This window comes from Paenibacillus sp. BIHB 4019 (assembly GCF_002741035.1).
Taxonomy (GTDB): Bacteria; Bacillota; Bacilli; order Paenibacillales; family Paenibacillaceae; genus Pristimantibacillus.
In genome coordinates, this window is record NZ_CP016808.1 from 1,127,575 (window position 1) to 1,152,162 (window position 24,588).

General features: G+C 49.9%; 17 protein-coding genes and 1 pseudogene. 7 read left to right on the plus strand and 11 right to left on the minus strand.

Going from position 1 to position 24,588, the window contains the following annotated elements; genetic code table 11:
• Positions 1–44: 44 nt before the first annotated feature.
• Complete coding sequence (locus BBD42_RS04810) at positions 45–3,503, plus strand: S-layer homology domain-containing protein (RefSeq protein ID WP_099517226.1); 3,459 nt, start codon at positions 45–47, stop codon at positions 3,501–3,503.
• A gap of 83 nt (positions 3,504–3,586) precedes the next feature.
• Here the strand turns inward: BBD42_RS04810 and BBD42_RS04815 are convergent, their stop codons facing one another.
• Positions 3,587–4,216, minus strand: coding sequence for an NUDIX hydrolase (locus BBD42_RS04815; RefSeq protein WP_099517227.1), 630 nt, complete (start codon positions 4,214–4,216; stop codon positions 3,587–3,589).
• A 229-nt stretch (positions 4,217–4,445) separates the two neighbouring features.
• Between BBD42_RS04815 and BBD42_RS04820 the strand changes: the two genes are divergently transcribed.
• Together BBD42_RS04820 and BBD42_RS04825 are read left to right on the plus strand one after the other, a co-directional pair.
• Positions 4,446–5,069 carry a LysE family translocator gene (locus BBD42_RS04820; protein WP_099521460.1) on the plus strand — a complete coding sequence of 208 codons (624 nt, stop codon included), beginning with the start codon at positions 4,446–4,448 and terminating at the stop codon, positions 5,067–5,069.
• Between the two features lie 47 nt (positions 5,070–5,116).
• Positions 5,117–6,241, plus strand: a complete 1,125-nt coding sequence (locus BBD42_RS04825) for a metallophosphoesterase (protein ID WP_099517228.1) — start codon at positions 5,117–5,119, stop codon at positions 6,239–6,241.
• Between the two features lie 116 nt (positions 6,242–6,357).
• Here BBD42_RS04825 and BBD42_RS32145 read toward each other — a convergent pair whose 3' ends face one another.
• Together BBD42_RS32145 and BBD42_RS32150 are read right to left on the minus strand one after the other, a co-directional pair.
• Positions 6,358–8,595 carry an S-layer homology domain-containing protein gene (locus BBD42_RS32145; RefSeq protein ID WP_237163497.1) on the minus strand — a complete coding sequence of 746 codons (2,238 nt, stop codon included), beginning with the start codon at positions 8,593–8,595 and terminating at the stop codon, positions 6,358–6,360.
• Positions 8,593–12,393: pseudogene (locus tag BBD42_RS32150) on the minus strand (DUF5695 domain-containing protein); the annotation flags it as partial. The gene BBD42_RS32145 and the pseudogene BBD42_RS32150, both read right to left, overlap by 3 nt.
• 444 nt (positions 12,394–12,837) lie before the next feature.
• On the opposite strand from BBD42_RS32150, the gene BBD42_RS04835 reads away from it, so the two are divergent.
• Positions 12,838–13,728, plus strand: a complete 891-nt coding sequence (locus BBD42_RS04835) for a helix-turn-helix transcriptional regulator (protein WP_099517229.1) — start codon at positions 12,838–12,840, stop codon at positions 13,726–13,728.
• A gap of 98 nt (positions 13,729–13,826) precedes the next feature.
• Here BBD42_RS04835 and BBD42_RS04840 read toward each other — a convergent pair whose 3' ends face one another.
• The 8 genes from BBD42_RS04840 to BBD42_RS04875 all read right to left on the minus strand — a co-directional run bounded on the left by BBD42_RS04840 (position 13,827) and on the right by BBD42_RS04875 (position 19,764).
• Complete coding sequence (locus tag BBD42_RS04840) at positions 13,827–14,078, minus strand: hypothetical protein (protein WP_099517230.1); 252 nt, start codon at positions 14,076–14,078, stop codon at positions 13,827–13,829.
• A gap of 38 nt (positions 14,079–14,116) precedes the next feature.
• Positions 14,117–15,358, minus strand: coding sequence for a hypothetical protein (locus BBD42_RS04845; protein WP_099517231.1), 1,242 nt, complete (start codon positions 15,356–15,358; stop codon positions 14,117–14,119).
• A gap of 11 nt (positions 15,359–15,369) precedes the next feature.
• The gene (locus BBD42_RS04850; protein ID WP_099517232.1) at positions 15,370–16,212 is read right to left on the minus strand and encodes a hypothetical protein; all 843 of its coding nucleotides are present in this window, start codon (positions 16,210–16,212) and stop codon (positions 15,370–15,372) included.
• Positions 16,209–16,898 (minus strand): ABC transporter ATP-binding protein, encoded by a 690-nt coding sequence (locus BBD42_RS04855; RefSeq protein WP_099517233.1) that lies wholly within the window; start codon positions 16,896–16,898, stop codon positions 16,209–16,211. The genes BBD42_RS04850 and BBD42_RS04855 overlap by 4 nt, the downstream gene beginning before the upstream one ends.
• Positions 16,891–17,322, minus strand: coding sequence for a GntR family transcriptional regulator (locus BBD42_RS04860; RefSeq protein WP_099517234.1), 432 nt, complete (start codon positions 17,320–17,322; stop codon positions 16,891–16,893). Before BBD42_RS04860 ends, BBD42_RS04855 begins: the two co-directional genes overlap by 8 nt.
• 229 nt (positions 17,323–17,551) lie before the next feature.
• Entirely contained in the window at positions 17,552–18,403 is an 852-nt protein-coding gene (locus BBD42_RS04865; RefSeq protein ID WP_099517235.1) for a M12 family metallopeptidase, read from the minus strand.
• Between the two features lie 36 nt (positions 18,404–18,439).
• Positions 18,440–19,057 carry a hypothetical protein gene (locus tag BBD42_RS04870; RefSeq protein ID WP_099517236.1) on the minus strand — a complete coding sequence of 206 codons (618 nt, stop codon included), beginning with the start codon at positions 19,055–19,057 and terminating at the stop codon, positions 18,440–18,442.
• A gap of 83 nt (positions 19,058–19,140) precedes the next feature.
• Entirely contained in the window at positions 19,141–19,764 is a 624-nt protein-coding gene (locus BBD42_RS04875) for a protein rhiA (protein WP_099517237.1), read from the minus strand.
• A 233-nt stretch (positions 19,765–19,997) separates the two neighbouring features.
• On the opposite strand from BBD42_RS04875, the gene BBD42_RS04880 reads away from it, so the two are divergent.
• From BBD42_RS04880 to BBD42_RS04890, 3 genes are read left to right on the plus strand one after another with little or no spacing between them, the layout of a single operon-like run.
• Positions 19,998–20,648: a C40 family peptidase gene (locus tag BBD42_RS04880; protein WP_099517238.1), complete on the plus strand. Its 651-nt coding sequence runs from the start codon at positions 19,998–20,000 to the stop codon at positions 20,646–20,648.
• Complete coding sequence (locus tag BBD42_RS04885) at positions 20,605–23,838, plus strand: ATP-binding protein (protein ID WP_099517239.1); 3,234 nt, start codon at positions 20,605–20,607, stop codon at positions 23,836–23,838. The genes BBD42_RS04880 and BBD42_RS04885 overlap by 44 nt, the downstream gene beginning before the upstream one ends.
• Positions 23,839–24,516 carry a response regulator transcription factor gene (locus tag BBD42_RS04890; protein WP_099517240.1) on the plus strand — a complete coding sequence of 226 codons (678 nt, stop codon included), beginning with the start codon at positions 23,839–23,841 and terminating at the stop codon, positions 24,514–24,516.
• Positions 24,517–24,588 lie beyond the last annotated feature (72 nt).

The window sequence follows — 24,588 nt, forward strand, 5'->3', positions numbered from 1 at the left end:
GATGTTCTGAAAACACTGAAATCCAATAAGCAGAGGTGCAAATAATGAAACGAAAATCTGAATTAAAGCAATGGATGGCAATGCTGCTCACCGCAGCATTGCTCGTTATCCCCCTCCCTGTCGAGAAAGCGAATGCTGCGGCAGCTTATTCCGCAAGCGCTGCGAATACTTATAATTATTTTAATGATGTTTATCCCCATTTGAATGATGACCAGCATGTTTATCAAACGGCTACATACGAAGATATCGTTCATCTGTTCGAGAGTGAAGGAAACTACGCCGTTCTAATCGGCGGCGCATGGAGTGAGCAGACCCAAGCCAATATCGGCTTCATCAATGAAGTGGCCAAAGAATACGGCGTATCCGCCATTTATAACTTTGACACGAAGCTGGATGGCAACACGCTGCAAATTGCAGATTCCAGCAATCCCTACGCTTTCAAATACGTTGATCTGGTTAACAAATATTTAACCAATCTAAATCTTTATGATAAAAATGACCCTGATCATAACGTCAGCTATATTAAAGATGGCAATCCGGTGGTCGCCAACAAGCTGGAGGCCCCCTTCCTATTTATTTACAACAAGGATCACAAGGACGGAGGCGGCAATAGCGCTCCCATCGTTGCCTATTCGGATGAAGCTCATGTCTGGAATGATTTTCTGACGAATGGCGCAGTTGATCCCGCCAAGACGGAAGCTTATAAAGCATCGCTGCGGCCTGTATTCAGCTCCGCTGCCAGATTCGATACGATTGACGAGTCCGCCTATATTAAAGCGGCCTTCAACAAAAATTACGGCAATGAAAATCCGGGAAAGCCGCTTATTTTTGATGATTTGGACGGCGATCTCGTTCTAGAGCATGTGACCTATCACGAATTGAACAAGCTGCTCGGCAGTGAAGGCAGCTACATCTTTCTGTTTGGCGGCTCATGGTGCCCGAATACACAGGCGGCCATCAAATATATCAACCAATATGCGAAGTCCTACAATATTAGCAAGGTTTATTTTTGGGATACGAAGCTCGATTCAGGGGTGACGGTTGCCAGCCCGACTAACAATCCGGCTGTAAATCCGCATAATACGGAAACGCTGCAAGTCAGAACCAATAACCACCCTTATGCCAAGCTGTATGTCGATGTCGTAAGTAAATATTTGACCAACATCAAGACGCAAAACAACACCGCGGCAAATCCTACAACTATCAGCTATACCGATGGAAACGGCACGGTAGTGGTCGGAGACAGACTGCAAGTACCATACCTTTTCACTTATAACAAAAATAACAAAGATGCGGACGGTGCGAGCGCGCCTATCCTTGGACATGTTGAGCTGATGTATTCATGGACGAACATTCAGCCCGATTATGCCAGCAGCGGTTATGCGATTGGTGCAAGATACACCAACTATACCCATGCGTTGGATTCGCTATTTTCCAGAGTAGAGGCCGTTCCAACAGGACTTGAAGCAGTAGCGCCCACCTCTGCAAGCAACAATGACGGGAAAATTACGGGTATCCACAATAAAACGCTGGAATACAAGCTGGACGGAGCTGCGGCTTATACACCGGCATCTGGCGAGGCGATTGCCAATCTCGCTCCCGGCACATATAACGTACGTTATGCCGCCAAAGCAGGCTATCAGGGACCAACGACGGCCGCGGGAGCAACCGCGATTAACTACAACGCTGGCGAATCGGTAAATGTGATTGTTCCCGCCTTCTCGCAAGAGCAAGCGGCTCCTACAGGTCTGCTCGGAGTAGCACCTACTACTCCAGCCAATGACGATGGGAAAATCACCGGCACTGTCCCAGGTCAGGAATATAAGCTGGCTGGTGTGACGGACTATGTTTATGCGCCAGATAACGAAATCACAGGTTTGGTACCAGGCATTTATCAGGTCAGATTTGCAGCTGTTGATGGGGGTTTAGCCAGCGCAGCGGCTTCTGTCGAGGTTCCGGCATATGGCGAGCAAGCCGCCCCAACGGGGCTGGTGGGCATAGCACCTACTTCGGCAGCTAACAATGATGGCCGTATTACAGGCACAACTCCCGCTTTACAATATAGGCTAGCTGGCGTGACCGATTATGTTTATGCGCCGGATGTAGAAATTTCAGGGCTTATTCCGGGCATTTATCAAGTTAGATATGCTGAGAAAGAGGGCTTCAATGCCAGTGCGGCGACAGACATCGTCGTACCTGCATATACACCTGCTCCAAGCAGCGGCGGTGGAGGAAGCAGCGGTGGCGGCGGAACAGGCTCGTCTGGCAGCACCACTCCTAATCCTGCTGCAGGTGGCAGTACAGAGCCGGATACAGCAGAATCATCTACTGTAGTAGCATCGGCATCAGCCGTGGCAGTTAACGACCATGCAGCAGGGGTAACAACAGCAACGCTATCAGCAGTTGCCCTCGCAAGCCTTGTCGATGCTTCCAAGAAGGCCGAGGCTGGAGGAAAAACAGCTATTGTGGAAATTAAAGTGGCAGCAACGGCCGATACTAAAACAGCTGAACTCAGCCTGCCAAGAAGCGTCTTAACTCAACTTTCTTCCGACACCAACGCTGTGGTGAGAATCGTCTATGCCAATGTCGGAACGATTATTTTTGATGCAGCGGCGCTGAAAAGCATAACGTCAGCCTCGGATACGGGAGATATTAGTATTCGCATAGCGAAGGTTTCGCTGACCGAGGAAGGCAAAGCTGTTCTTGGAGATCGTCCAGTCTATGACTTGTCCGTTAAGGCAGGAGACAGCCCGATTTCACAATTTGGCGGGGGGAAGGCTACGATCAGCACTCCCTACTCGCTGTTAACTGGCGAAGATCCGCTTGCAGTCATCGTTTATCATATTAATGGGTCTGGACAATTGGAAAATGTTCGCGGGAAATATAATGCAGCAGCGGGCACGGTGGACTTTGTTACCACCCACTTCTCCCAATATATTATCGGATATAACAAGGTAACCTTTGCTGATGTGCCTGCAACAGCTTGGTATAACGATGCGGTTGGCTTTCTGGCTGCCAGAAGCATCACCACTGGCACAGACGGAGCTCTCTTCAGCCCGAATGCGGCAGTGACTCGCGGCCAATTCATCGTTTTATTGCTAAATGCTTTTGGCATTGCGCCAGATGGCCCGGCTGCGGACAACTTCGCGGATGCAGGCAGCACTTATTATACGGGCTACCTGGCTGCAGCAAAACGCCTTGGCATTACCACTGGCGTAGGCGAAAACCAGTTTAAGCCGGATCACCAAATTACGCGGCAGGAGCTGTTTACGCTGCTGTACCGCTCGCTTGAAAAGCTTGGCGAGCTGCCTGAAGGCAGCGCAAACACATCCTTAACCCGCTTCAGTGATGCGAACCAGATTGCCGACTATGCACAAGAGGCTATTCAAAAGCTGGCCGATCACCAAATCATTACAGGCTCAGGCGGCAAAATCAACCCTGAAACGGTCTCCTCGCGCGCTCAGGTGGCACAGGTGCTGTACAATCTCCTCTCTAAAAACTAATCGCTGAATCCAAATTCAGCCTATCAAATAAGGGCAGCCCCGCTAGCAGTTAAAAACTACTGGCAGGGCTGCCCTTATTTCAATTAATCCAGCACGACCGGCTTATCCGGCTGCTTCAAAAATTCGAACATCATCTTGATCTGCCGCTCCGTGTTCCGCTGCACCGATAACGGAGGCAGCCCATCCTCTGCGAAAAAACCAACGTCAGTCGTCTCTGGCCCAACTGCCGCTTCTCCGCCAATAATTTCACATTCAATAAACAGGTCGTAAATATGATAAATATCTGGTGGATGCTCGTGCTTCTTTTTGTCCAGCACCGCGAGCAGCCGCTTCGGCTTAACCTTAAAGCCGGATTCTTCCCAAATTTCCTTCACTGCAACCTCGGAAGGAGAAATGCCAACATCCGCCCAGCCTCCCGGCAGCGCCCACGCCTGATCCTGCTGCTCTTTTACCATCAAGATTTTGCCGTCTTGGAACACAACCCCGCGAATGCCGACCTTCGGCGTCGCATATCCCTTATCGCTGGCAAAAGTATGCTTCAGCTGTTCCCGGCCTATGCCTGTTGCATACGCCAGCATGTCAACCGAAATAGCGCGAAGCTCTTCATAACGCTCAATATCGAAAGCATTTTCCGAATAGGCAAGCCCGTTCTGCGCGAGAGCTTGAATCCGTTTTACCCAGTCCAGCCACTGTTCATCTGACGAATGGTTCATTTCACATTCCTCCATATTTCTAAATCTGGCTTTAATCGCTTTGTCTAGCTTGCAATAAACCCTTGAATGCTTTCACAATAATATCATGAAACGCAGTGTTTGCCTTAATCATTCCCTCCAGCTTGGCACGCGATTAACTCTAGTAAAGTGTATAGATTGAGATAGGGACTCTGTTCCTAGTATACTAAAGGAAGTAAGTAACTTTTTGATAGAACAGGATGTGTTGACGTTGGAATGGGCTTCCCTCTTATCATTTCTAGGCGTTGCGGTGCTGCTTACCTTAATGCCGGGACCAGACAATTTGTACGTGCTCACCCAAAGCATCGCCCGTGGCAAAAAAGCAGGAATCATCACAACACTAGGGCTATGCACCGGCCTCTTCGCCCATATTTCCGCAGCCGCTCTCGGCATCTCCGCGATTGTCTACCAATCGGCAGTTGCCTTTGCCGTCGTAAAATATGCCGGTGCCGCCTATTTACTTTATTTGGCCTATAAAGCTTTTCGGCAAAAGCAATCTGCTCTTAAGCTCGGCACCGCCGATGAGCTGGCCTATGCCTCCTTATACAAAAAAGGCATCTTCATGAGCATGCTGAATCCTAAGGTTTCCTTGTTTTTTCTAGCGCTGCTGCCGCAATTCGTCAATGAGTCAAACGGCTATGCTTCTTTGCAAATGATCGCACTGGGACTCATATTTGTGCTGCAAGCCATCGTTATTTTCACGCTGATCAGCATGTTTGCCGATGTGCTGCGCCGGTTTATTTTCAAACGTCCACGCCTGTCTAGCAAACTGAATATCGTCGAAGGCTCCGTGTTCGGCCTCATTGGCCTTAGCATCGCCTTCAGCAGAAAATAGCCTAAATACGTAAAAGCACAGAAAGAGACATAAAAGGGAGAGCTAACATGTTTATTGTTATGGGTATTGTCATGCTTGCCGTTTTCGGCTCGCTCGTTTTTTATCAAAGCTGGAGCATTTGGCGGTGGCTTAAGCCGCTGCATACGAGGGCCCGCAAGCTCATTTATACGGTCGTGGCCGCTGCGCTGCCCTGCACTTTTATCATCGCGATGATTACGCAAAATGCTATTTTAATTGCCATTGGCATGTACTGGCTCGCTATTTTCTGCCTATTGCTGCTCATTATTCCTTCCGTACAGCTCATCGCAAGACTGCTGCGCTTTACGTCATTGCCACGCGAGTCGGTGTTCAAATGGTCCGGCATTGCCGTTCCTATTCTGCTCCTAGCGCTGCTCGGCTACGGTTCATTTCTAGCATACAGTCCTGTTGTCCGCACTTATGCTATTACGATTCCCAAAGGCGCACAGGGCAGCGATCCAGCTAAAAATACATTGAAAATCGTCATGGCCTCCGATATGCATTTTGGCATTTTGTCCGGCAAAGATCATGCCGTCCGTCTTGTCGAGCGCATTAATGCTTTGAAGCCGGATATCGTGCTGTTTCCTGGCGATATTTTGGATGATCAAATTCAGCCGTATTTGGACAATGGGATTGATAAGATTATGGCAGCGATTGAGGCGCCCTACGGTGTGTACGCATCGCTCGGCAACCATGATAAATATAACGGGCATATCGAGGACATTATTAACGCCGTTGAAGCGGGCGGCATGAAGGTGCTGTATGACGAATCAGTTACCATTGGTGACCGCTTCACGCTGCTTGGACGCAAAGATCATTCCGATACGGAGCGTGCGCCGCTGAGCGAGCTCGTTCAAGGTTTGGATGCAGCCAAGCCGCTCATTTTGCTGGAGCATCAGCCGTATGATTTCGATATGGCCGATGAGCTGGGCGTTGATCTGATGTTATCGGGCCATACGCATCACGGCCAAATATTTCCGGCGAATTTCATTACGCAGCTCGTGTTCGAGAATGACTGGGGCTATTTGAAAAAGGAACAGCTGCAATCGATCGTTTCCTCCGGCTTCGGATTTTGGGGACCGCCGATTCGCCTCGGCTCCCGCTCTGAGATCGTGGAAATCAACGTGACGTTTAGCAGCCCGGATGCAGAATAGAGCTTTAAATACACCCTATCTATGCAAAAAAAGAGAGCCATCCCCTATGAATCGGGATGGCTCTTCTTCGTATGGCTTGACGACCCTCTTATTGCGTCAAACGCTATCTTTATTGACTACTCCAGCTTTTGCAGAAGCTTGTTAATAACCTGGGCCGTTTCAGCCCGCGTAGCAATAGCAGCTGGATCAAAACGATTTTGATTTTTGCCATTCATAATTTCCAGCTCGGTTACTAAAGCTACTGCTTGCTTGGCCCATTCCGATATGTCGCCTGCATCTGCAAAGTCCAGAGCTATTTGGTTGGCGGACTGCTCGTCAGCATTCAGCATCACCCAGGCTCGGGCCATAATGCTAGCCATTTGTTCTCTGGTCAGCGCTTCATTCGGAGCAAACGTCCGTGCATCCTTCCCTTGAATGAGTCCCGCAGCTACCGCTGCCCCTACCTCATCATAATACCAGTTGTCAGATGATACATCGTCGAACTTTTGCGCTGCGCCAGTTGTGCCAGCGACAGCGGTATCCAGTTTGAGCGCCCGGACAAGCATCGCTGTAAACTCAGCGCGGGTCGTCGTTTTTTGCGGGGCAAACCGTTCATTCGAAAGCCCGAGGACGATATGCTTAGCCGTTAATGAACGGACCGCATCATACGCCCAATGCGAAGCAGGCACATCGCTAAAAGCTGCTTCATAAGACATGACCGCATATTTGCTGAAATGAGGTACGGAGGTGCTGATTAGCTTGGCAGCCTTGTCGATTTTGCCGCCGACATACTCCCACTTCTGATCGTTTTCGCTGTACCAGTAAATGCCCAGCAGATTTTCTTCATCCGCGCTCGCGTTATAGCTCAATTGAATGCCGACTGGCGAGGAGAAATTGGCCAATTGCTTCTCCGTACCATTTGCTGTGCGGATCAGCAAAGTAAACGCGTAAGCTTCCCCGGATGATTTTAAGCTGCCGGATTGAACGTTCTGCTCCAGCCTATCCAAAGACAAAATAATTTGCGCTGTTGCAGCTTCATTTGCTCCAATAAGCTTTGCCAAATCCGCAAGCACGCTTGCTGGAATTTCAAGCACTACTCCGCTGCTTTCTACACGAAGTGTTGAAGTTCCCAGCATTGTGCCGGCATTGGCAGGAAGTACAAGCTTACTCTTGCCAGCGGCAAGCTGAAGCTTAACGATCCCGCCATTGCTGCTTGCCAGCTCATTGCCCGTTACTACTTGATTCGTTGCTGGCAGTGGCGTTGCCGATGGCGACGGTGTTGGCGTCGATGATATAGTCGGACTCGACGTTGCTGGTGCTGGTGTCGCAGTCGGTGACGATGTTGGCGTCACCGGCGAATCCGTAGGCACTGGTGTCGGCGTTGGCGTCACTGGCGTATCGGTTGGCACTGGTGTCGGTGTTGGCGTCACTGGTGTATCCGTAGGCACTGGTGTCGGCGTTGGCGTCGGTTCCACCGATGCCGCCGTCACCGTCACAACGGCTTCCGCACGGAGCGAGGTTCCATCAACCGTCCCTGCAACAGCAAAGCTGCCTTCTGCCGCATATTGCTCGGCGCTTATTGCATCCCAGACGACAAAAGCGGTTCCTCTCGCATCGTTCTCATACGTCACTTGAACGCTTGCCGGGAGGCTTGGCGCAGTGCCAACGGTCGTTGCTGCTGCTGCTTGATCTACGCTTTTAATATCTTTGCCTTCATACAAACCCTTCACTTGCGAGGCCGTCATCGGCCCATTGTAAATCCGGAAATCATCAAGGCCCGCATGCAGCTGCGCCCCGTTGCCATAACCGGAAACACCGATTTTTTTGACATCCGCAGTAGCGGTTATCTTCCTCGGTGTGCCGTCTGTGCCAAGCGTCTGCGCAACCCCATTTTTATAAATCGCCCGTTCGCCGGTCGCGGAATCAAATGTAATGACGACATTCGTCCATTCATTCAGCGGCAGAAAATCATTCGGCGATTGCTTTACATAAAAACCGTTGGCGCCATCGACATAAAAGATGCTCGAGTTGCCATTGTATGTCAAGAAAAAGCCATTGCCTGCATAATTGCTCTCCGGCTTGAACCAGAGCAGCACATTTTCACGGTCATTCATATTTTCCGTCCGTTTAATCCAATAGGACAGTGTCAAGCTGCCAGGCTGCAAAGCCGCACTATTGCCCGCGTTTATATAATTGCCGGAAACGCCATTAAACTGCAATGCTCCTCCGGTATGCCCGTCATTTACCCGGCCCACTTCTCCGTTAATCGTGCCATTTAGCGCCGAAGCGGATGCATCCTGAACGATCGTTCCTTCCGTCTCATCGAAATTGTAGCGAACAATGAGCGAAGGATAACCTTGTATTTCTCGGGCCATCACCGTTACATTTGCCGTCGCTTCCAGGCTTGTGCCAATAACGAGGCCTTTTACCGTAAAGCTGCTGCCCGCTTCCGCGTACTGCTCCGGCTGAATGCCGTTCCATCTCACCGATGCATCAATGGAGCTGCCATCCTTCAAATAAACCTTAACCGATGCTGGCAGCTTCGGAGCTACGTCGACTGGAGTGGACACCTGCACCTCTTCAATGCGTTCGATTTCATCAACTGGCGGAGCAACCATTGCCGCAATTTCCGCCGCCGTTAAAGCACGGCTGAACAGCTGAAAATCATCGACGCTGGCATTTAAATAAGGATCGCTATATTGCGATTTGCCAATGTAGTTATTTTTCGTTTTGCCGAGGCTTCTCGGCGTTAATGTCATATGGTCATTGCGTCCAACCTCTGCGCCGTCCACGTACAAAATGCCTAGCGAACCATCCAGCGTTACCGCTACGTGCCTCCATTCGCCCGTAGTCAGCGCAGGTCCGGTAATCGATTGCTCGGCCCCTGGCTGGTTTCCGCCTGTCGTTATGCTGAATTGCATCGAGGAGCCTACCTTCGGCGCCAAAAACATATAGGATTGCGTTCCTGTGCCAAAATCAAACAATCGGGAATAATCATTCAATTGATCGGCCTTCACCCAAGCCGCAACCGTAATTTTCTCCGTAAGTCCCAGCACATTGTCCGGCAGCAGTACATAACCGTCCGTACCGCCTACTTTGACGGCGTTGCCTGAGCGTCCGCTAGCCCATGCAGACGTGCCTTTAAGGGAAGCATCCTTTCCGCTGCCAGAAGAATCTGCGGCAAGCGTACCCGACGTCTCATTAAAGTTATAGCTCGCAATAACGTCCGGAAGGGCCGCTGGCGGATTAACGGTAATGCTCACCGTATCGCTGGCATTCAGCTCCGAATCATCTGCACTGAGCTTTAGTACATAATTTCCCGGCTCATTAAACTGGGCTGTCGTAACAGGCGAGGTCGCAAATCCGAAGTCCACCACACCGCCCGCAGGGCCGGATTCCATGCTCCATTGCACCGTCAGCTTGCCGGCAGGAAGGCCGTCATCCTCCACACTGCCTTTGAGCACCAGATCATCATATAAATGAATCTCCTGATCATCGCCCGCATAAACCGTTGGCGCTGTATTTGGGTCTGGCGTCGTTTCACTCAGCTCAACTGTATAATTTGCTGCTGCTGGCGCATCTACCGCAAGAATCGCCTTTGCGCCAAACGCATTCAGCTTGCCTGCTGGCTGCCCATCCACCGTTACGGCATAAGCTCCCGGCTTCAAGCCTTCAAGCGTCAAATTAACTTGATGCGCCGCGCCTGGCGTCAAATTTTTAATATCCAGCGCAGCTGCATCCTTGGTTTTGGACAGCTCTGCATGTGTAAACTGGTCCCGCTCAAGCGTCAAATACAGCTTTTCGGTAATCAGATTTATTTTCTTATAAAGCCCATCTATCGGTTCAATGGAATAAGAACCGCTATCCTCCGTCACATTCGCACCGTACCCTGTCAGTCCAAAAATCGGATCAACCGCAACGTCCGCGCTTAAAATTTGCAGGGCGCCGAACAAGCCAAGATCGGATTCTCCCGTCATGCCTCTCCAGCCGTTAAGCAGTGGGAGCGATGCGCCGCCGCCATGTCCAAGCGTCCCAAGATTGCCCTTCTCCGCTTGATACGTCCATGCCGAAGCGCCATAGTTGGCCGGATCGTCGCTGATCTGTCCCGTGTTGATAGCGCCAACATTGGCGATTTTCGCCGCATAAGAAAGCCGCTGCTCTACTTCCCGGTTGCCGCTTGATTGATAGCGGATCCAGTCATCCATCGCATAACCGGCGAGCGATACGGTGTACTGAAAATTCCACCAGTTTTCGCCTGTAATCGTAACCGGGTCCGTGTAGTAATACCACACCGGCATATGGCCGCGCGAGGCCCGTGTTTTGGCATTGATTTTGCCCATCATTTCTTGAGCTTTGAGCTGCTCGGCCCCATTCTCGCTTTGCATTTTGGCAAGAGTGTAGACCGCTTCCTCGCCCGTATTGTCGTAGCTGTATTCCGAGCCGTACGGATACTTCGTATTTTTAAAATTGTTATATTTCGTTGCCATTTTCCCAATAATATCGCTTGCTTCGACGACATAACCTTCATCCTGCAGCGCTTGAATAATCGCCGGCGTCGTCAGCTCGCCCATCAATCCCGTATTCCAGTTGTAGGCAACCGGCCCTTCGTAGAGCGCCTTCATAATATTGTAGGCCCGCAGCAAATACGTATTTGCATCATGCTCATAGTCGATGAGACCCGGGTATTCTTTAACGATTTTATACATGCTGAAGAAGGTGTTGTAAATGTGCGGATACGCATAACCCCGATAGGTCGGCGTCGTATTCGGCTCCGGCATTAAAAAGTCATGGATTAAATAATCGTCATGATGCCCGTTCATCAAATTTGTCCAAATTGCAGTCTCCAAATATTCGTCGACTGCCTTGACCTCTCTCGCCACCGGATCGAGGGCATTTTTCTCCGCTAGAAACTGACCATGCGTCAGCCCCCAATCGTCGCCCCAGCCCCAATAGCCGTTGAAATTGCCCATTTTCTTCTTCGTGTTCATCATCCAGTCGTCAAACACTTTATCATGAATTTCGCCCGGCGCCTGCCACTGCATGGAATCCACCATAAATTCGGAATGCGCCGCCAAAGCTTCATCGATAGGCGAAATCGCATAAAATTGCAAAACGGTGCTGAGGCCATCCCCATAGCTGACCGTAATATCGTTCGGCCCCAGCTTCGCCATTTGCAGCTCATAAATATGATGGCCGCCAGCCTTGCTCTCTACCAGCGGAATGTCGCTGCCCGCATCATCTTTAACGGAGTTAATCGTCTGCATCGTTCGCAAATCGAACTTCGCCTTCTGATTAGTCGGAACGATCATGCCGGGAACGACGCTGACATCGACCAGTCCTTCCTCATACAGCTTCTGCTTCATTTGGTGCTCATCAGCTACAGCATGAAAATTAAAGCCATACTGATTGTCAGCCCCCGCCTCCAGGATGAGGCTTGTATTCGGCAAATAGCCGCGGTTCGTCTTCTTAATCACATTGGAGTGAATGTAATAGACGTTCAGCCCCTCTATCCACTTGCCGCTTTCTCCCGTCCATTTGCTGTTCGGGCGTTCCTCCTGCCGCCACCGATCCTGGTATTCAAAACCGGCCTTCGTCTGCGCATCCGGCGTCATCAGCAGGTAGGAGCCTAGTCCGCTAGGACGGCTTGCCGTCATATACGAGCTGTTATTGCCAACAAAGGAGTGGCTCACGACCCGCGTTTCATAAATCGCATCCCCGTAATTCCACTGCTCATTGAAAGGAAGCGGTACGCCGTAATCGCCGATTTCCAGCTTTTGCCCACTCGTATTCGTCAGATGAATGGTCCAGTTGAGCGTTCCATCCTCCTCCAGCGTGTAGGTTTCCACCAAAGTGAAATCCTTTATGCCTCCGACATTTTGCGACCCCGCATACGTCACGGTTGTCACATTCCCATTTCTTGCGATCTGCCGTACATCACCTGATTGATTGGTCGACACTTCCTTCCATTGCCCGTTATCGCCCAAGCGATACGTAAACATCAGCTCGCCCATCCATTGGTGATCGGCTGTATTTTGCTCCGGCGCAACCGTCTTGTTCATCACATATTCCGTCGGGTATAAGTCGCCTTTGATTTTAAGCGAGCTAATTTCGCCATATTCCCCGATCTCCACCTGCAAGCCGCCCTCTGCTTCCGCACCCCAGGCCTTCCCGATTAATGGACTAAATAATCCCGCTATAATGGCTACTGCTGAAAATAAAGCTATGGTCCGTCTAGCCGTTAACGTTTTCCATCTCTTCTTTATCACAAAACAGCCTCCTTGTTAATCGTTTAGATTTCTAGTGAGAAACCGCTACTTCATTCTAGCTCCTCATTCAAATAGGAAACAGCAGACACCCCTTTCCGCTTACTTCACAAGCATATGTAAGCGCTTTTTCATTATCATAGCACGGTATTTTTGAATAGGATTTAATGATTTCAACCAAAACTTTCATATTCGCAACCTGATTTCTGAAATCTAAACGTGTAACCTTTTTTTGGGCAAGCTGCCTGCCTTCTATTTTTTTCGATTGAGTTTGTGAGCCGCCTTGAGTATGATAGAGAAAAAACGAAGCTGTTCATTCATACAAAGCCAACTCAAGTATGATGGAGGTGCACGTTGAAACCAACCGTTTTGCATTTTATCACACCGCCGGTTCCTTGCATTATCGATTGTGGTACAAACGTCTACGCGCCGGGCGAGCAGCATATTAGACGCAGAAGCATTGGCGTCTTTGATCTAATTGCAGTCACCCGCGGCACCTTATTTATTAGCGAGGAGGATGAGCAGTGGAGTCTGAAGCAGGGGCAAATGCTCATTTTGCGCCCCGATGCGCTGCATTACGGCTTTGCCCCATGCACGGAGCCTACCGAAATTGTCTGGATTCATTTTCAAATTTTCGGAAGCTGGCGCACAAGCGAATCGCTGCAGGCTGCTGCTGAAGAGCAAGCCTCTCTCATGGAGTCGCACCGGGCAAAAGCCTATTTGCACAACCGCGATTTAAGCTCTATTTTTATCCAAAAGCACAGAAGCCTGTCCGCTCAGGCTCTCAGCCTGCTCGGCCATTTTTCCCAGCTGGAGCAGGTGCCGCCCACCCTGCGCAATTGGAAAAGGCAGGATCATTTTCAAGCCTTATTGCATGAATTGAAGGAGGAGCAAGCGCTAGCCTCCGACTCTACGACCGCCGCTCTTGCCAGAAAGATTGAGCTGTTTATCCGCCAAAACTATGCGCTCCCCATTACGAATAAAATGCTGCAAATCCATTTAAACTATCATCCTAATTATTTAGCCAAATGCATGAGCAAGATGTATGGTGTAACGCCGGTCGAATATTTGCTAGTCTATCGCATGGAGCAGGCGAAGCGTTTGCTGGCGCAAACCTCCTATCCGATTGGCAAAATCGCCGAGGAGGTCGGCTTTGTCCATACGTCCCATTTCACCTCCCACTTTACGAAGCGCGAAGGGCTGTCCCCGTCCAAATATCGGCAGGTGCATTCCCCCGTCTCCTAATTCAAGGGCGAGTGGCATTGCTGTCTTATGGAGTCAATGCCCGTTTGACGGTGCAATAGAACAACACTAGAAAATAATGAAAAAAACAGCGGACACCGTTAGGAACGGCGTCCGCTGCTTGCGCTTACGATAAGCGCTTTGCGCATAATCATCTTTTTCACTTGCTCTCGGCGCTCAGCGGGGGATTGGAGATGAAAGGCCTGCTCCCTGCCCATGGCAAGCAGCGCCTGTTCGCCCGCCTCAGCGGCAAGCCGCTCATCCTGCAAAATATAAAAGGCAAGCTGATAGCTCCATATTTCCAGCTCTCTGAGCGCCTCGACCGTTTGATCCAGGCTGACTGCTGCCTGCATGCCTCGCACCTCACTCTCTTTTTGGGGACGTTTCTAGTCTATTCTTTAATGCTCATATTATTTAGTGCCATATCGCTTAATGCGATTTGTCTCTCTTCCTCGCTGCCCTCAACCGTCACACTGCCTTTATATAATGACTCGCCAGTTGCAGCATTCATTACCACAACGGTTCGAGCATCTTCCTTAGCGAGCAAAACATAAAGGCGATCTCCATTAATAAAAAAGCTCTGCAATTCGCCCTCGCCAATCTGGCTTGACAACAGTGACCAAGAATCCCCCCGTCTTTCCCCTGTTTCCAGACTGTAGCTTGATACTGAAAATTGCGTCTCATTGTAATTTGTAAAATAGAGGTCACCGCCTGAAATGTAGCGCCCCCCCATTCTACGCGCATCCAATTTCTGCATCTCATCCGGCAAGCGCTGCGTTGTCCCGCTCTTATACGAATACACATAAAGCTCTGCGGGAGCGTTTGCCGGAACGCTGCTGCTGTTGGCTTCTCCTGTCTGTTCCTGCGTAACGATACTTAAAACAAAATAATCATTTGGTGCTGTATAATCATTTTGGGTGGCTGCAGATGAAAGAGGGGTCAGCTTGGTCCCGGCAGCATCTACAAATTCCAGGGCAATTCTTTTAACGAGCTGACCGCTAGCCGAATCGATTATATAATCAAAATACTGGCTTGCTCCTGAAGGCTTATTATCTGTTTCATATTGCTTTACCATCACATGAAGACCATCTGCCTGCAGCTGTACATCATATAGGGTTGCATGCTCTCTCATGCCTTGCTGAGTAAAAGGAGTTAATGCAATCGAATAGTCTGCAGTCTTGCCAGTGCTCCGATTCAGCATCTCTACCTCTATCGTTCCTTCCGGGTCACTAGTAGCCGAATTGTATGGAATTTCAGCGTAGGCTAACCAGTCCTGATCCTGATAAAAGCTGTTAATCTCCGATTTGCCCCGCATGAAAGCAGGATATTTTTCAATAAGCTCTCTCATGCCCTCTCGCTCATAAAACCACTCGCGAGCATCGGTTATATACGATTCATATAGGGACTTCCTGCTTCGATACTCACTGCCGTGTACAGTTAAATTCAGCGGCTGCGAGCCCTTCCCGCCTATATACGAACCGACTAATACCAGATTGGCCGCTTCATTAACGTCCCCTTCCAGCGTCTCTAATCGATATTCCGGCAAATGGTCTGCCGAGCCAAAAGCGTAATACGTGCTGAATCCTGCTGCTGCGAGCAGGACGAGCGCCAGCGTAGTTATATAACGTTTCATCTTGCCCCTCCTTACACGGTAATCTTTTTATTTAACAGCCTGATGCTGAGCCATACGGATACCAAAACGAGAATGGCGGTCAATGCCAGAATAATAGCGTAAGTTTCACCTGGATATAAATAGGAAGCCGTATTTCCCGGCCGCTGCAAAGTAATCGGAGCGAGCAGCGCGGCACCGCATACGAACACATAAATAACAGCAAAACCAATGCCAATAACCCGATAGCTTCGTTCCAGCAAAATAACCGTAAAAGCAGCAAGTACGGTCAAAATCCCGATCGCATAGGCCATCACAAACGCATCAAACTGGCCTGGAATGAGCACTTTGAGCGCTTGATTTTGCAAAATTGCTTGCGACAAATAAGAAGGATCGCGCAGCGCTTCTGGTATAACCAAATTGAATAACATCATTTCAAGCGGAAGCAGCAGCAGCTGGAAGGAGACCAGTCCGAACGTAAACAGCACAATCGCAGTCAGCTTCGCTGCGTATATGGAGCTGCGATTGCTTGGCAGCATCAATAGCCGATAAATAAACGTATCGCGTCCCAGCCAGTCACGGTACCAAATGAGAAAAACATAACCGGCGATCACCGCAACGCTGATTAGTACCGGAAAGGAAAACCAAAATTGATTGCTGAACATCAGCTCATTAAACGTCAGCTTCCCGGTCTCAGAGAAAGGGTGATACGTAACCGATTGCTCGCTCCAGCCGGGTCCGGTTCTAATGCTGCGCTCCCTAAGAGACCACAGCAGCACTACGCCAAATTGCACTAAAATCGTTAACGCCATTAATCCGCCAAACAAATAGCGAAAACGGTGCACTTCCATATGTACCAGCTTCAAATAAAACTTCAAGCCTGATACACCTCCTTCATGACATCCACAATTGACTTGGCTTCCTCCATACGAAGCTGCTCGCAATTAAAATTGCGGATAACCGAACCATTTTGTAGCAGCACGGCCTGATCAATAAGATGTTCAACGTCTGCAATCTCATGCGTCGTAATCAACACACCGCGATCTTCAATCAGATGGCTCGAAAAAACTTCCGTAATGAGCGCTCGGCTGAACATATCAATGCCGGAGAACGGCTCATCCATCAGCACATATTCGGTATCCAGCGCTAGCCCCAGCAGCAGATTGAACTTTGCCGCCGTCCCTTTGGACAAATGGCCGATCCGTTCTTTCCCCTCCAGTTGAAAAAATGTCATCAGCTCCTTGGCCCGATCCTCATTCCAGCTGCGATAGAAGTCCGCCATGAACACCATCGCTTCATCCAGCCTCATCGCTGGCGGCATCGTCAGATGGTCCGGGATAAAAGAAATTTTCTCATACCGCTCCTTGCCAAGCTTTTGCCCATCCATTGTGATTTCGCCCTTGCGGATCGGCGTTAGCCCCATAATGGCTTTCATAACGGTCGATTTGCCCGCTCCATTCGTGCCGATTAGGCAGGTAATTTCACCCTTCTCGATTTGAAAGGAGACGCCATCCAGCACCTTGCGCCTACGATATTTTTTATGTATATCCCGCACCTCAATCATGCTGCACGCCTCCCCCCTGCTTCTCGCCACTCAGCTGCTTATCTTCCGTATACTTATGCTTGACCAGCTCCAGCAGCTCCTCCACCGGAACATCGATTTTACGAACAGAGGCCACGAATGCCTCCACAGCCTCGCCTATCAGCTCCGCGCGGATAGCCCGCAATACGTTCTCGTCCGTAGTAATCCGGCTTGGCGAATTCCCTTCTGTTACGATCAACTGCTGTTCCTCCATTTCCTTATAAGCTTTCTGCGCCGTATTGGGGTTGATCTTGAGCAGTGCGCCGAGCTCCCTTCGCGAGGGAATGATTTGTCCGGCTTCCATTTTCCCAATGACCAACTGCTCCTTAAAAAACTTGACGACCTGCAAGTAGACCGGGTCACGGCCATTGAAAGCGACTTCCGTCCAGCCTTCATTTGTCTTCATCCCGTTACCTCTCATTCTTGTTCCAGCGTGTGTACCAAGTAGTTCATACACTTTAAGTGTATTATGCGCATAATACGTTTTTATGTCAAGCATTTGTTAAAAAATAGGACAATCCGCATGGCCAATGATGGCCTGCCAGCAGAAAAAGAGCAGGCAACGTACAGCTTTATGCTGTCGCTACTTGCTCTTATAAGGCGGGCTTATTTTTGAATAACCGCTCATTTCAACTCTAAGACAGCTTCTGCTCAAATGTCGCTCCGCTTGCGTTATACAAAGCGTTGATGCCCTCTGCATCCAGCTCAGACAAGCCCGTTCGCTGCCCCATCACTGTGCCAGGAGGCAATGCTTGAGTCGGCGTGATCGTCGGTTTCGCTCTATCGAGGGCGAAGGCGCCTTTGCCATAATGCATGATCGAGCCCCAATCATACTGCAAGGACTTGAACAGCTGAGGATGATTAATAATAACAAAATTGCTTTGCTTATCAGCCGCAATATTTGCCATATCGACCTTAATGTACGTATCGCGGTTCGGCTTCGTATGCTCATGCAGCATACCCAGCGTATGGCCGATCTCATGAATAATGTTGCCCAGCACATAGTTTACGCCCAGCGTAATGAGCTGCTTGCCGCCAATCATCCCCACGTATGAGCTATGCCCCGTTCCCATTTTAAACGATACATAATTGGGCTCCGTTACCCGCAAAATGAAGGAAATACCGGGACATGCGTTGCTTACAGCCGTCATTGCCGCTTTAATATCCTTCAGCACGACGGCTGGCACATTGGCGTCAAACGCATAATAAACGATTCCGCGAGGCCACAGCCGCTTCATATCAATAATAATATCAACATGCGGGTCTGTCCCCTGCTGCAGGCTTTCCTGCTCGACAAAAGCTTTCAACTGCCGCATTTTATCGGCCTGGGCGACCACTATATCGCCATCGACGATCGCAAGCTTATCATATTCTACATAGTCCACTTTAATGGGTGTCGTATGATCAGCTAAATAAACATAGCCCGTCTCGGCAACCCCTTTTTCAAACAAATCGTTTGCATAAACCTCTGGCAATGGCTCTGCCATCTTCCAACCCCTCCTCGATTATATCGTTCTGCCTGCTCACGCGAGATGCAGCTGGTTGCTTGAGGAAATGTGCACATTGAGCTGCTGCTTGCCGCTGAAATTCAGCTCAAGCGCCTGCTGCATGTACATCTCTGGTTCTATAACCTGGCCCGTCTGCCAGTGGCCGTAAACCATATAGGCAACGGGGTTTGATTGCAAGCCTGTCAACGTATTGGGGTGGGCTTCCACCGTCATAATCGGCCGGCTGCTCTGTCCTAGGCCTATTCGCACTTTATCCGCAGGATCTACCGTTCGATCTGCCTTCATATAGTAATGCTCGTTATCGTTTGCTTCATAGGGCTGTGAAAAATAATAGCTTCCACCTGCCGCCTTCAGCAAGACAATGGCATTGCTTCGCCATAAGGTAGCATCCTTATATTCAACGGCTCCTACGCTGGAAGCCCCTTGGGAATCACTGTCCTGGAAAGTACGCCACATAAATTGATACTTAGGCTCCCAAGTGAATTGCGTGCTCCCTGCAAATGGCTTTGAAGGCGCCGCCAGCCATATATAGGTGCGAGCCGTAGGGTCTTTCAATTCAGGAAATAGCTGAAACAGACAGATGTTAGCACTATAGGATGCTTCGTTCGTTACGGATACCGTGCAGCTAAGCATCGCATTCGAATCTCCTTATAGAAAAAGGGAAGGCTGTTCAAACGGCCTCCCTTTTCCATTTATTTTGAGCATATAAGAGGATATTAGGACACAATGTTTAGCTGATTTTTAGCTGTCAGCACGACCGCGTGGTTCGTTACACCATTAAACTCCAGCTTGAGCGCTGTATCCGCATATTCGCTAATGTCGATGATTTCACCCGGCTCAATGCGGCCATACACCATATAATAGGCAGGATGAGCAGTAAATTCTGTTTTTGTGTTTGGCTGCGCTTGAATGGCCACAGCAGGCTTGCTGTTCATCATAATGCCGATGTAGGCATTATCGCTCGGATTAATAGAACCATCCTGATGGATGTACATGACGCCTTCTTTTCCACCTGAGGTCGCTTGTGAAAACTGGTAGGTGCCGCCATTCGCATGGCTGAATTCCACATAATTGCTGGAGCTTAGATCGGCTGAACGCTGAGCGGTCGACGTAATCGTCGAGCCTGGTTGTGGAACATCAACCTCTGACCAGTAGAAGGCATAGTCAATTCCCCATGTGAATGTCGTTGTGGAGCCTGAAGTAGAAGGCTTGACCAACCAAGCGAGCGTGAGCACATTCGGATCGTCCAGGTTCGGGTCCACCTGATAGATAGCAAGGCTTGCGTTATAGGTTGCATTGTTTTGCACACTTACGGAATACGTCGTTGTAGTCGTTGACATTTTATTTTCCTCCTCGGTTTGTTTTGGTGCTGCTTACAAGTTCTACTTTATGGCATTTTGTCGCCTGTTTTTAGTAGCTAAGGTCATCATTTGAGATGACCAAAATCATAGCTTCATATGACCTTTCCCATGACCAAAAACCTGTAATTCTTTGACTAATTCTTCTAATAAATACTATAATAAAAGCGGATCTGGTATCTCTATTTATCGTGAAAAGGAGTGGTTTTAGGAAGATGACAACGCGAGTCAAGTACAGTGAAATTGAGGGCCAGCTGCAGACAGGAGATATTCTTTTATGTCACAGCGTCCTGCACGAGAGCCTCCTGATTGAGTTTGTTCAAGGCTCTCCCTGGTCCCATATTGGCATGATCGTCAGGCTGCCGCAGTATGACTTTCCACTGCTTTGGGAGTCAACAACGTTCGACAACATTCCAGATGTTTTGCTAGGAAAAACAAAAAATGGCCCGATGCTCGTCCCACTGCATGAGCGCCTCCGAACGGATGTCGACAACATTTGGGACCCGATGTTCGCTTTTCGCAAGCTGAATGTGCAGCGCACACCACAAATGCAGGCCGCACTGCTTGACGTCATTCAGGAACTGCATCATGCCTCCTTTCCAAATGAGGAGCAAATGCTGAGGATCGTTGTGGATGGCAAGCTTGGCATTGCTGGGGGAAACAACTCCTTGTTTTGCAGTCAGCTATTGGCCGAAACCTTTATTCGGATGGGGCTGCTTCCGCCTCACCGGGTACCGAACAGCTATTGGCCGGTCGATTTTTCCACTCAGGGTCATGTAGAACTGCTTGATAACGCCGGATTTTCGGAGGAGCTGTATTTGCTTGCAGACGGCCTTCAAGGAAATGCTCAAAATCAAGCGTTGTAACCGCGCCATCAAGGCTATACTGCTTATCTTGCTGATTGTCCTAACAGGAGCGGACTTCCTTAGGGTCGCACAAGCCTCCAGCCAGCCAGAGCAACCCCACCATCCAGATTCAACCGCTGGGCGTGGGCAGCTTGACCTTACCGGCATGCCCATAGACAACAACCTTATTTCACTAAATGGCGGATGGACGTTTTATTGGAATCGGCTTCTTGAACCGGATGAGATTGGGGCTGCCAGCAATGGGCAGCCTGCTTTTATTTCCGTTCCCAGCAGTTGGGGCACCTCTGCCACCGAAGCTGTAGCGCCCGAGGGGACAGGCGCTGCCACCTACCATCTGCGCGTTCGCACGCAACCGCTAGACGGCATTTATGGTCTGTCAATCAAAAGCATTCAAAGCTCATACCTTGTATTTATCAACGGAAAGCTCACCGCTTCAGTCGGCACGGTCAGCACGGATCAGGAAAAAGCCGTGGCACGCTTTGCCCAGCCCGTTGTCCTCTTCAATCATAAGGGAACGACTCTTGATATCGTGATTCAGGTTGCCAATTACTCCTATCCGTCAGGCGGAATAGACAAAAGCATTTTGTTCGGCAGCGAGGCCTCTATTACCAAGCATAGGCAGCTCGGCATTGCCAAGGATCTATTTTTATTTGGCTCAATCTTCATTATGTTCGTTTATCATTTGGTGTTGTATTTGCTAAGGCGAAGCCAGCTGTCCGCCCTATATTTCGCTTTGTTCTGCTTCTGTATTTCAGTACGCACCTTGTTCGTCAATGAACGGTTTATTATGGTCATGTTCCCCGATTTGAATTGGCAGCTGTTTGCCAAGGTGTCCTATTTGACCGTCTATATGGGAGCACCGTGCATTATTTTATATATTCAAAGCCTCTACCCGGCCTACTTCCCGAAGCTGAAGACGCGAATAGCCATAAGCCTATTTACAGCATTTTCTGCCCTCGTAGTGGTTGCTCCTGTATCCGTTTACCATTATTCGCTGCTTCCTTTTCAAGTTATGATTATGCTAACGCTTGGTTATATTTTGGCTAAGCTTATTTATGCCGCGGCCTGCAAAGAGCAAGGCACCTATCTTATCCTGATCGGCTTTGTAAATTTATTTCTGTTCGCCCTGAATGATGTACTGTACACCAACAATAGGACAAGCCTAGGCTCGTTAGTGCCATTCGGGCTGTTCATTTTTATTATGCTGCAGTCTATTTTGCTGTCGCTGCATTTCTCCCGTGCCTTCAAGGAAATAGAGAAGCTGTCCACAAAGCTGATGCTGTCCAACCAGATTAAGGACCAGTTTCTCGCAAATACCTCGCATGAGCTGAAAACACCGCTTCAGGGCATTATTGGGCTGGCGGAATCTTTAGCCGAGGGAGATGCCGGCAAGCTGCCGGATACCGCTGTCGGGCAGCTGAGGCTCATCCGCATCAGCGGTCAGCGACTGTCTCATCTCGTCAATGATTTGCTTGATTTAACGAAGCTGCGTCATAAGGAAATTGTGCTGCAGCCGTCTGTGCTGAACATTCGGCAAGCTGCTTCGCTCGCCATTGAGCTGCTGGAGCCGCTCTCTGACCGAAAGCAGCTCACGATTCGCAATGACATTCCAGCTGAAATGCTAGCCTATGCGGATGAAAATCGGCTGATGCAAATTTTCAACAACTTGTTTGGAAACGCTATTAAATTTACCCATGACGGCTGGGTTGCCGTCACAGCAGCCCAGCAAGGCGAGTGGCTGCTGCTAACGATCCGCGATACGGGAGAAGGGATTGCCCCGCAGCATTTGGAGACGATCTTTGAAGCATTCGAGCAAGGCGACGGCTCCATGATTCGGCGCTACGAAGGCTCAGGGCTTGGGCTCAGCATCTCCCGAAATCTCGTCGAGCTGCACGGCGGACACATATGGGCAGAATCGTCTCCCGGTGAGGGGACCGCGATTTGCTTTACGCTACCTGCTTATTTGGCGAATAAGGCTAGTAAAGAGAAAATAAACGAGGTTGTTAGAGGCAGTCGCAGGGAAGGCATTGCGAGAAGGGAAACTGCCGCCGGACTAGCTGTTGGGGAAGCTGCAGACGAAGCTGTTACAGAAGCGGCAGCTGCCGCTTTCATCATAGAAGCCCCATCCGTGCTTACGGTGGATGATGATCCGATTATTTTGCAGGTGCTGTCCAACCACTTGACCGCAGAAGGTTTTCAGGTCCGGCAAACGACTGGTGGACACGGAGCTCTGCAGCTGTTGGCAGAAGGTTACCAGCCATGCCTCATTATCGTTGATTTAATGATGCCGCAGATGTCCGGCTATGAGCTGTGCCAAGCCATTCGGCAGCAATATGATGCGCAGGTGCCGATACTCATTTTGACAGCGCGCAATCAGCCCGCCGATCTGGAGCTTGGATTTGCCAGCGGCGCAAATGATTATTTGATTAAGCCGGTCACGAAGTCGGAGCTGATGCTGCGGCTCAGGCTCCATCTCAAGCTCGCGACATGGGAGCAATCGATGGAGCGCGAGGTTTTGGAGCGAACGGTGCACATTCGTGAATCGATGAAGGAGACGGCCATCGCTATGGCCGACATTAGCGCATATGAAGAGCGCAACCGCATCGCCAAAGAAATTCACGATGCGCTAGGCTATGCGCTGACCACGACGCTGATCCAGCTGGAAGCCGGGCAAAGCCTGCTCGCTGACAAGCCCCAAGCCGCGAAGCAGCATATGCTTAATTCGCAGGAGCTTGTACGGCAAGGCTTGCGGGATGTGCGCAAATCTTTGCGAAGCTTGAAGGATAGCGAGCGGGAGCATGATTTTGAGGGACGCATAGAGACGCTGCTGCGGGATACGGAATCGTATGCCATGGTAAACATAACGCGTACCGTGCAATTGGATGGCGTACAGCTTGGCCAAGAGCAGGAGAAGCTGCTCTATTACGCTTTGCAAGAAGGGCTTACTAATGGCATTCGCCATGGCGGAAGCAAACACTTCGACTTCCGGCTGATGCTGCGGGAAGGACGGGTTATTTTTTCCCTTGGCAATGAGGGGCTACCTTATCGTCCGGAACAGCCTGACGGCCTCGGGCTGCATTATATGAAGCAGCATGCAGAGGCGGCAGGCGGCCAGTTTCACGTGGATAATGCGCAAGGAACCGGCTGCTTGATTAAAATTACACTACCCGCACAGAAGGAGTACACTTAAATGGAGCCTATTCGATTAGTGATAGCCGATGATCAGCGTCTGCTGCGCGAAAGTCTGCGTACGGTCATTGAGCTGGAGGAGGATATGAAGGTCGTCGGACTGGCCGAAAACGGGCAGCAAGCCTGCGAGCTTGTTGATGAGCTGCGGCCAGCGCTCGTATTAATGGATGTGCAAATGCCAGTTATGGATGGCATCAGTGCCATTCGCAAAATTAGAGCCCGTCATCCGGCGCAGCCGATTTTGATTTTGACGACGTTTACCGATGATGATTATATTATTGAAGGACTAGCTGGCGGAGCAATCGGCTATTTGCTCAAGGATATGGATAAGGCCAATTTGTTTGCCGCCATTCGCAGCGCTGCTGCAGGCAGGCATATGCTCACCCCGGAAATCGCGACGAAGCTTGCAACGCGGCTGTCTGCCATGTCCAAAGCAGCACCACTAGAAATGAATGCGCAGAAGCTTAAAAAGCTAGGCCTCCAATTCACAGAACGCGAAAAGCAAATTATTGCCCTAATGGTACAGCCGCTGACTAACCCGCAAATTGCAGACACATTATTTATGAGCGTCGGCACGGTCAAAAATTACGTCAGCATCATTTACAGCAAGCTGGGTACCAGCGACCGGATGCAAGCGGTTGCCAGCCTTCAGGAGTTATTTTCGGTGGATGGGGACTAGGAGCTTGCTTATTGAATAAAATGATGCGGTTTGCCGCATTGCAAACAGCCCCCGGAGACCTAAGTCTTCAGG

Bases quoted from the DNA above. Each gene is read 5' to 3' on its own strand.
- BBD42_RS04810 (WP_099517226.1), top strand. From the start codon at position 45: ATGAAACGAAAATCTGAATTAAAGCAATGGATGGCAATGCTGCTCACC.
- BBD42_RS32145 (WP_237163497.1), bottom strand. From the start codon at position 8,595: ATGGCCCGAGAAATACAAGGTTATCCTTCGCTCATTGTTCGCTACAAT.
- BBD42_RS04840 (WP_099517230.1), bottom strand. From the start codon at position 14,078: ATGCAGGCAGCAGTCAGCCTGGATCAAACGGTCGAGGCGCTCAGAGAG.
- BBD42_RS04875 (WP_099517237.1), bottom strand. From the start codon at position 19,764: ATGTCAACGACTACAACGACGTATTCCGTAAGTGTGCAAAACAATGCA.
- BBD42_RS04880 (WP_099517238.1), top strand. From the start codon at position 19,998: ATGACAACGCGAGTCAAGTACAGTGAAATTGAGGGCCAGCTGCAGACA.
- BBD42_RS04865 (WP_099517235.1), bottom strand. From the start codon at position 18,403: ATGGCAGAGCCATTGCCAGAGGTTTATGCAAACGATTTGTTTGAAAAA.
- BBD42_RS04815 (WP_099517227.1), bottom strand. From the start codon at position 4,216: ATGAACCATTCGTCAGATGAACAGTGGCTGGACTGGGTAAAACGGATT.
- BBD42_RS04825 (WP_099517228.1), top strand. From the start codon at position 5,117: ATGTTTATTGTTATGGGTATTGTCATGCTTGCCGTTTTCGGCTCGCTC.
- BBD42_RS04870 (WP_099517236.1), bottom strand. From the start codon at position 19,057: ATGCTTAGCTGCACGGTATCCGTAACGAACGAAGCATCCTATAGTGCT.
- BBD42_RS04890 (WP_099517240.1), top strand. From the start codon at position 23,839: ATGGAGCCTATTCGATTAGTGATAGCCGATGATCAGCGTCTGCTGCGC.
- BBD42_RS04860 (WP_099517234.1), bottom strand. From the start codon at position 17,322: ATGAAGACAAATGAAGGCTGGACGGAAGTCGCTTTCAATGGCCGTGAC.
- BBD42_RS04845 (WP_099517231.1), bottom strand. From the start codon at position 15,358: ATGAAACGTTATATAACTACGCTGGCGCTCGTCCTGCTCGCAGCAGCA.
- BBD42_RS04855 (WP_099517233.1), bottom strand. From the start codon at position 16,898: ATGATTGAGGTGCGGGATATACATAAAAAATATCGTAGGCGCAAGGTG.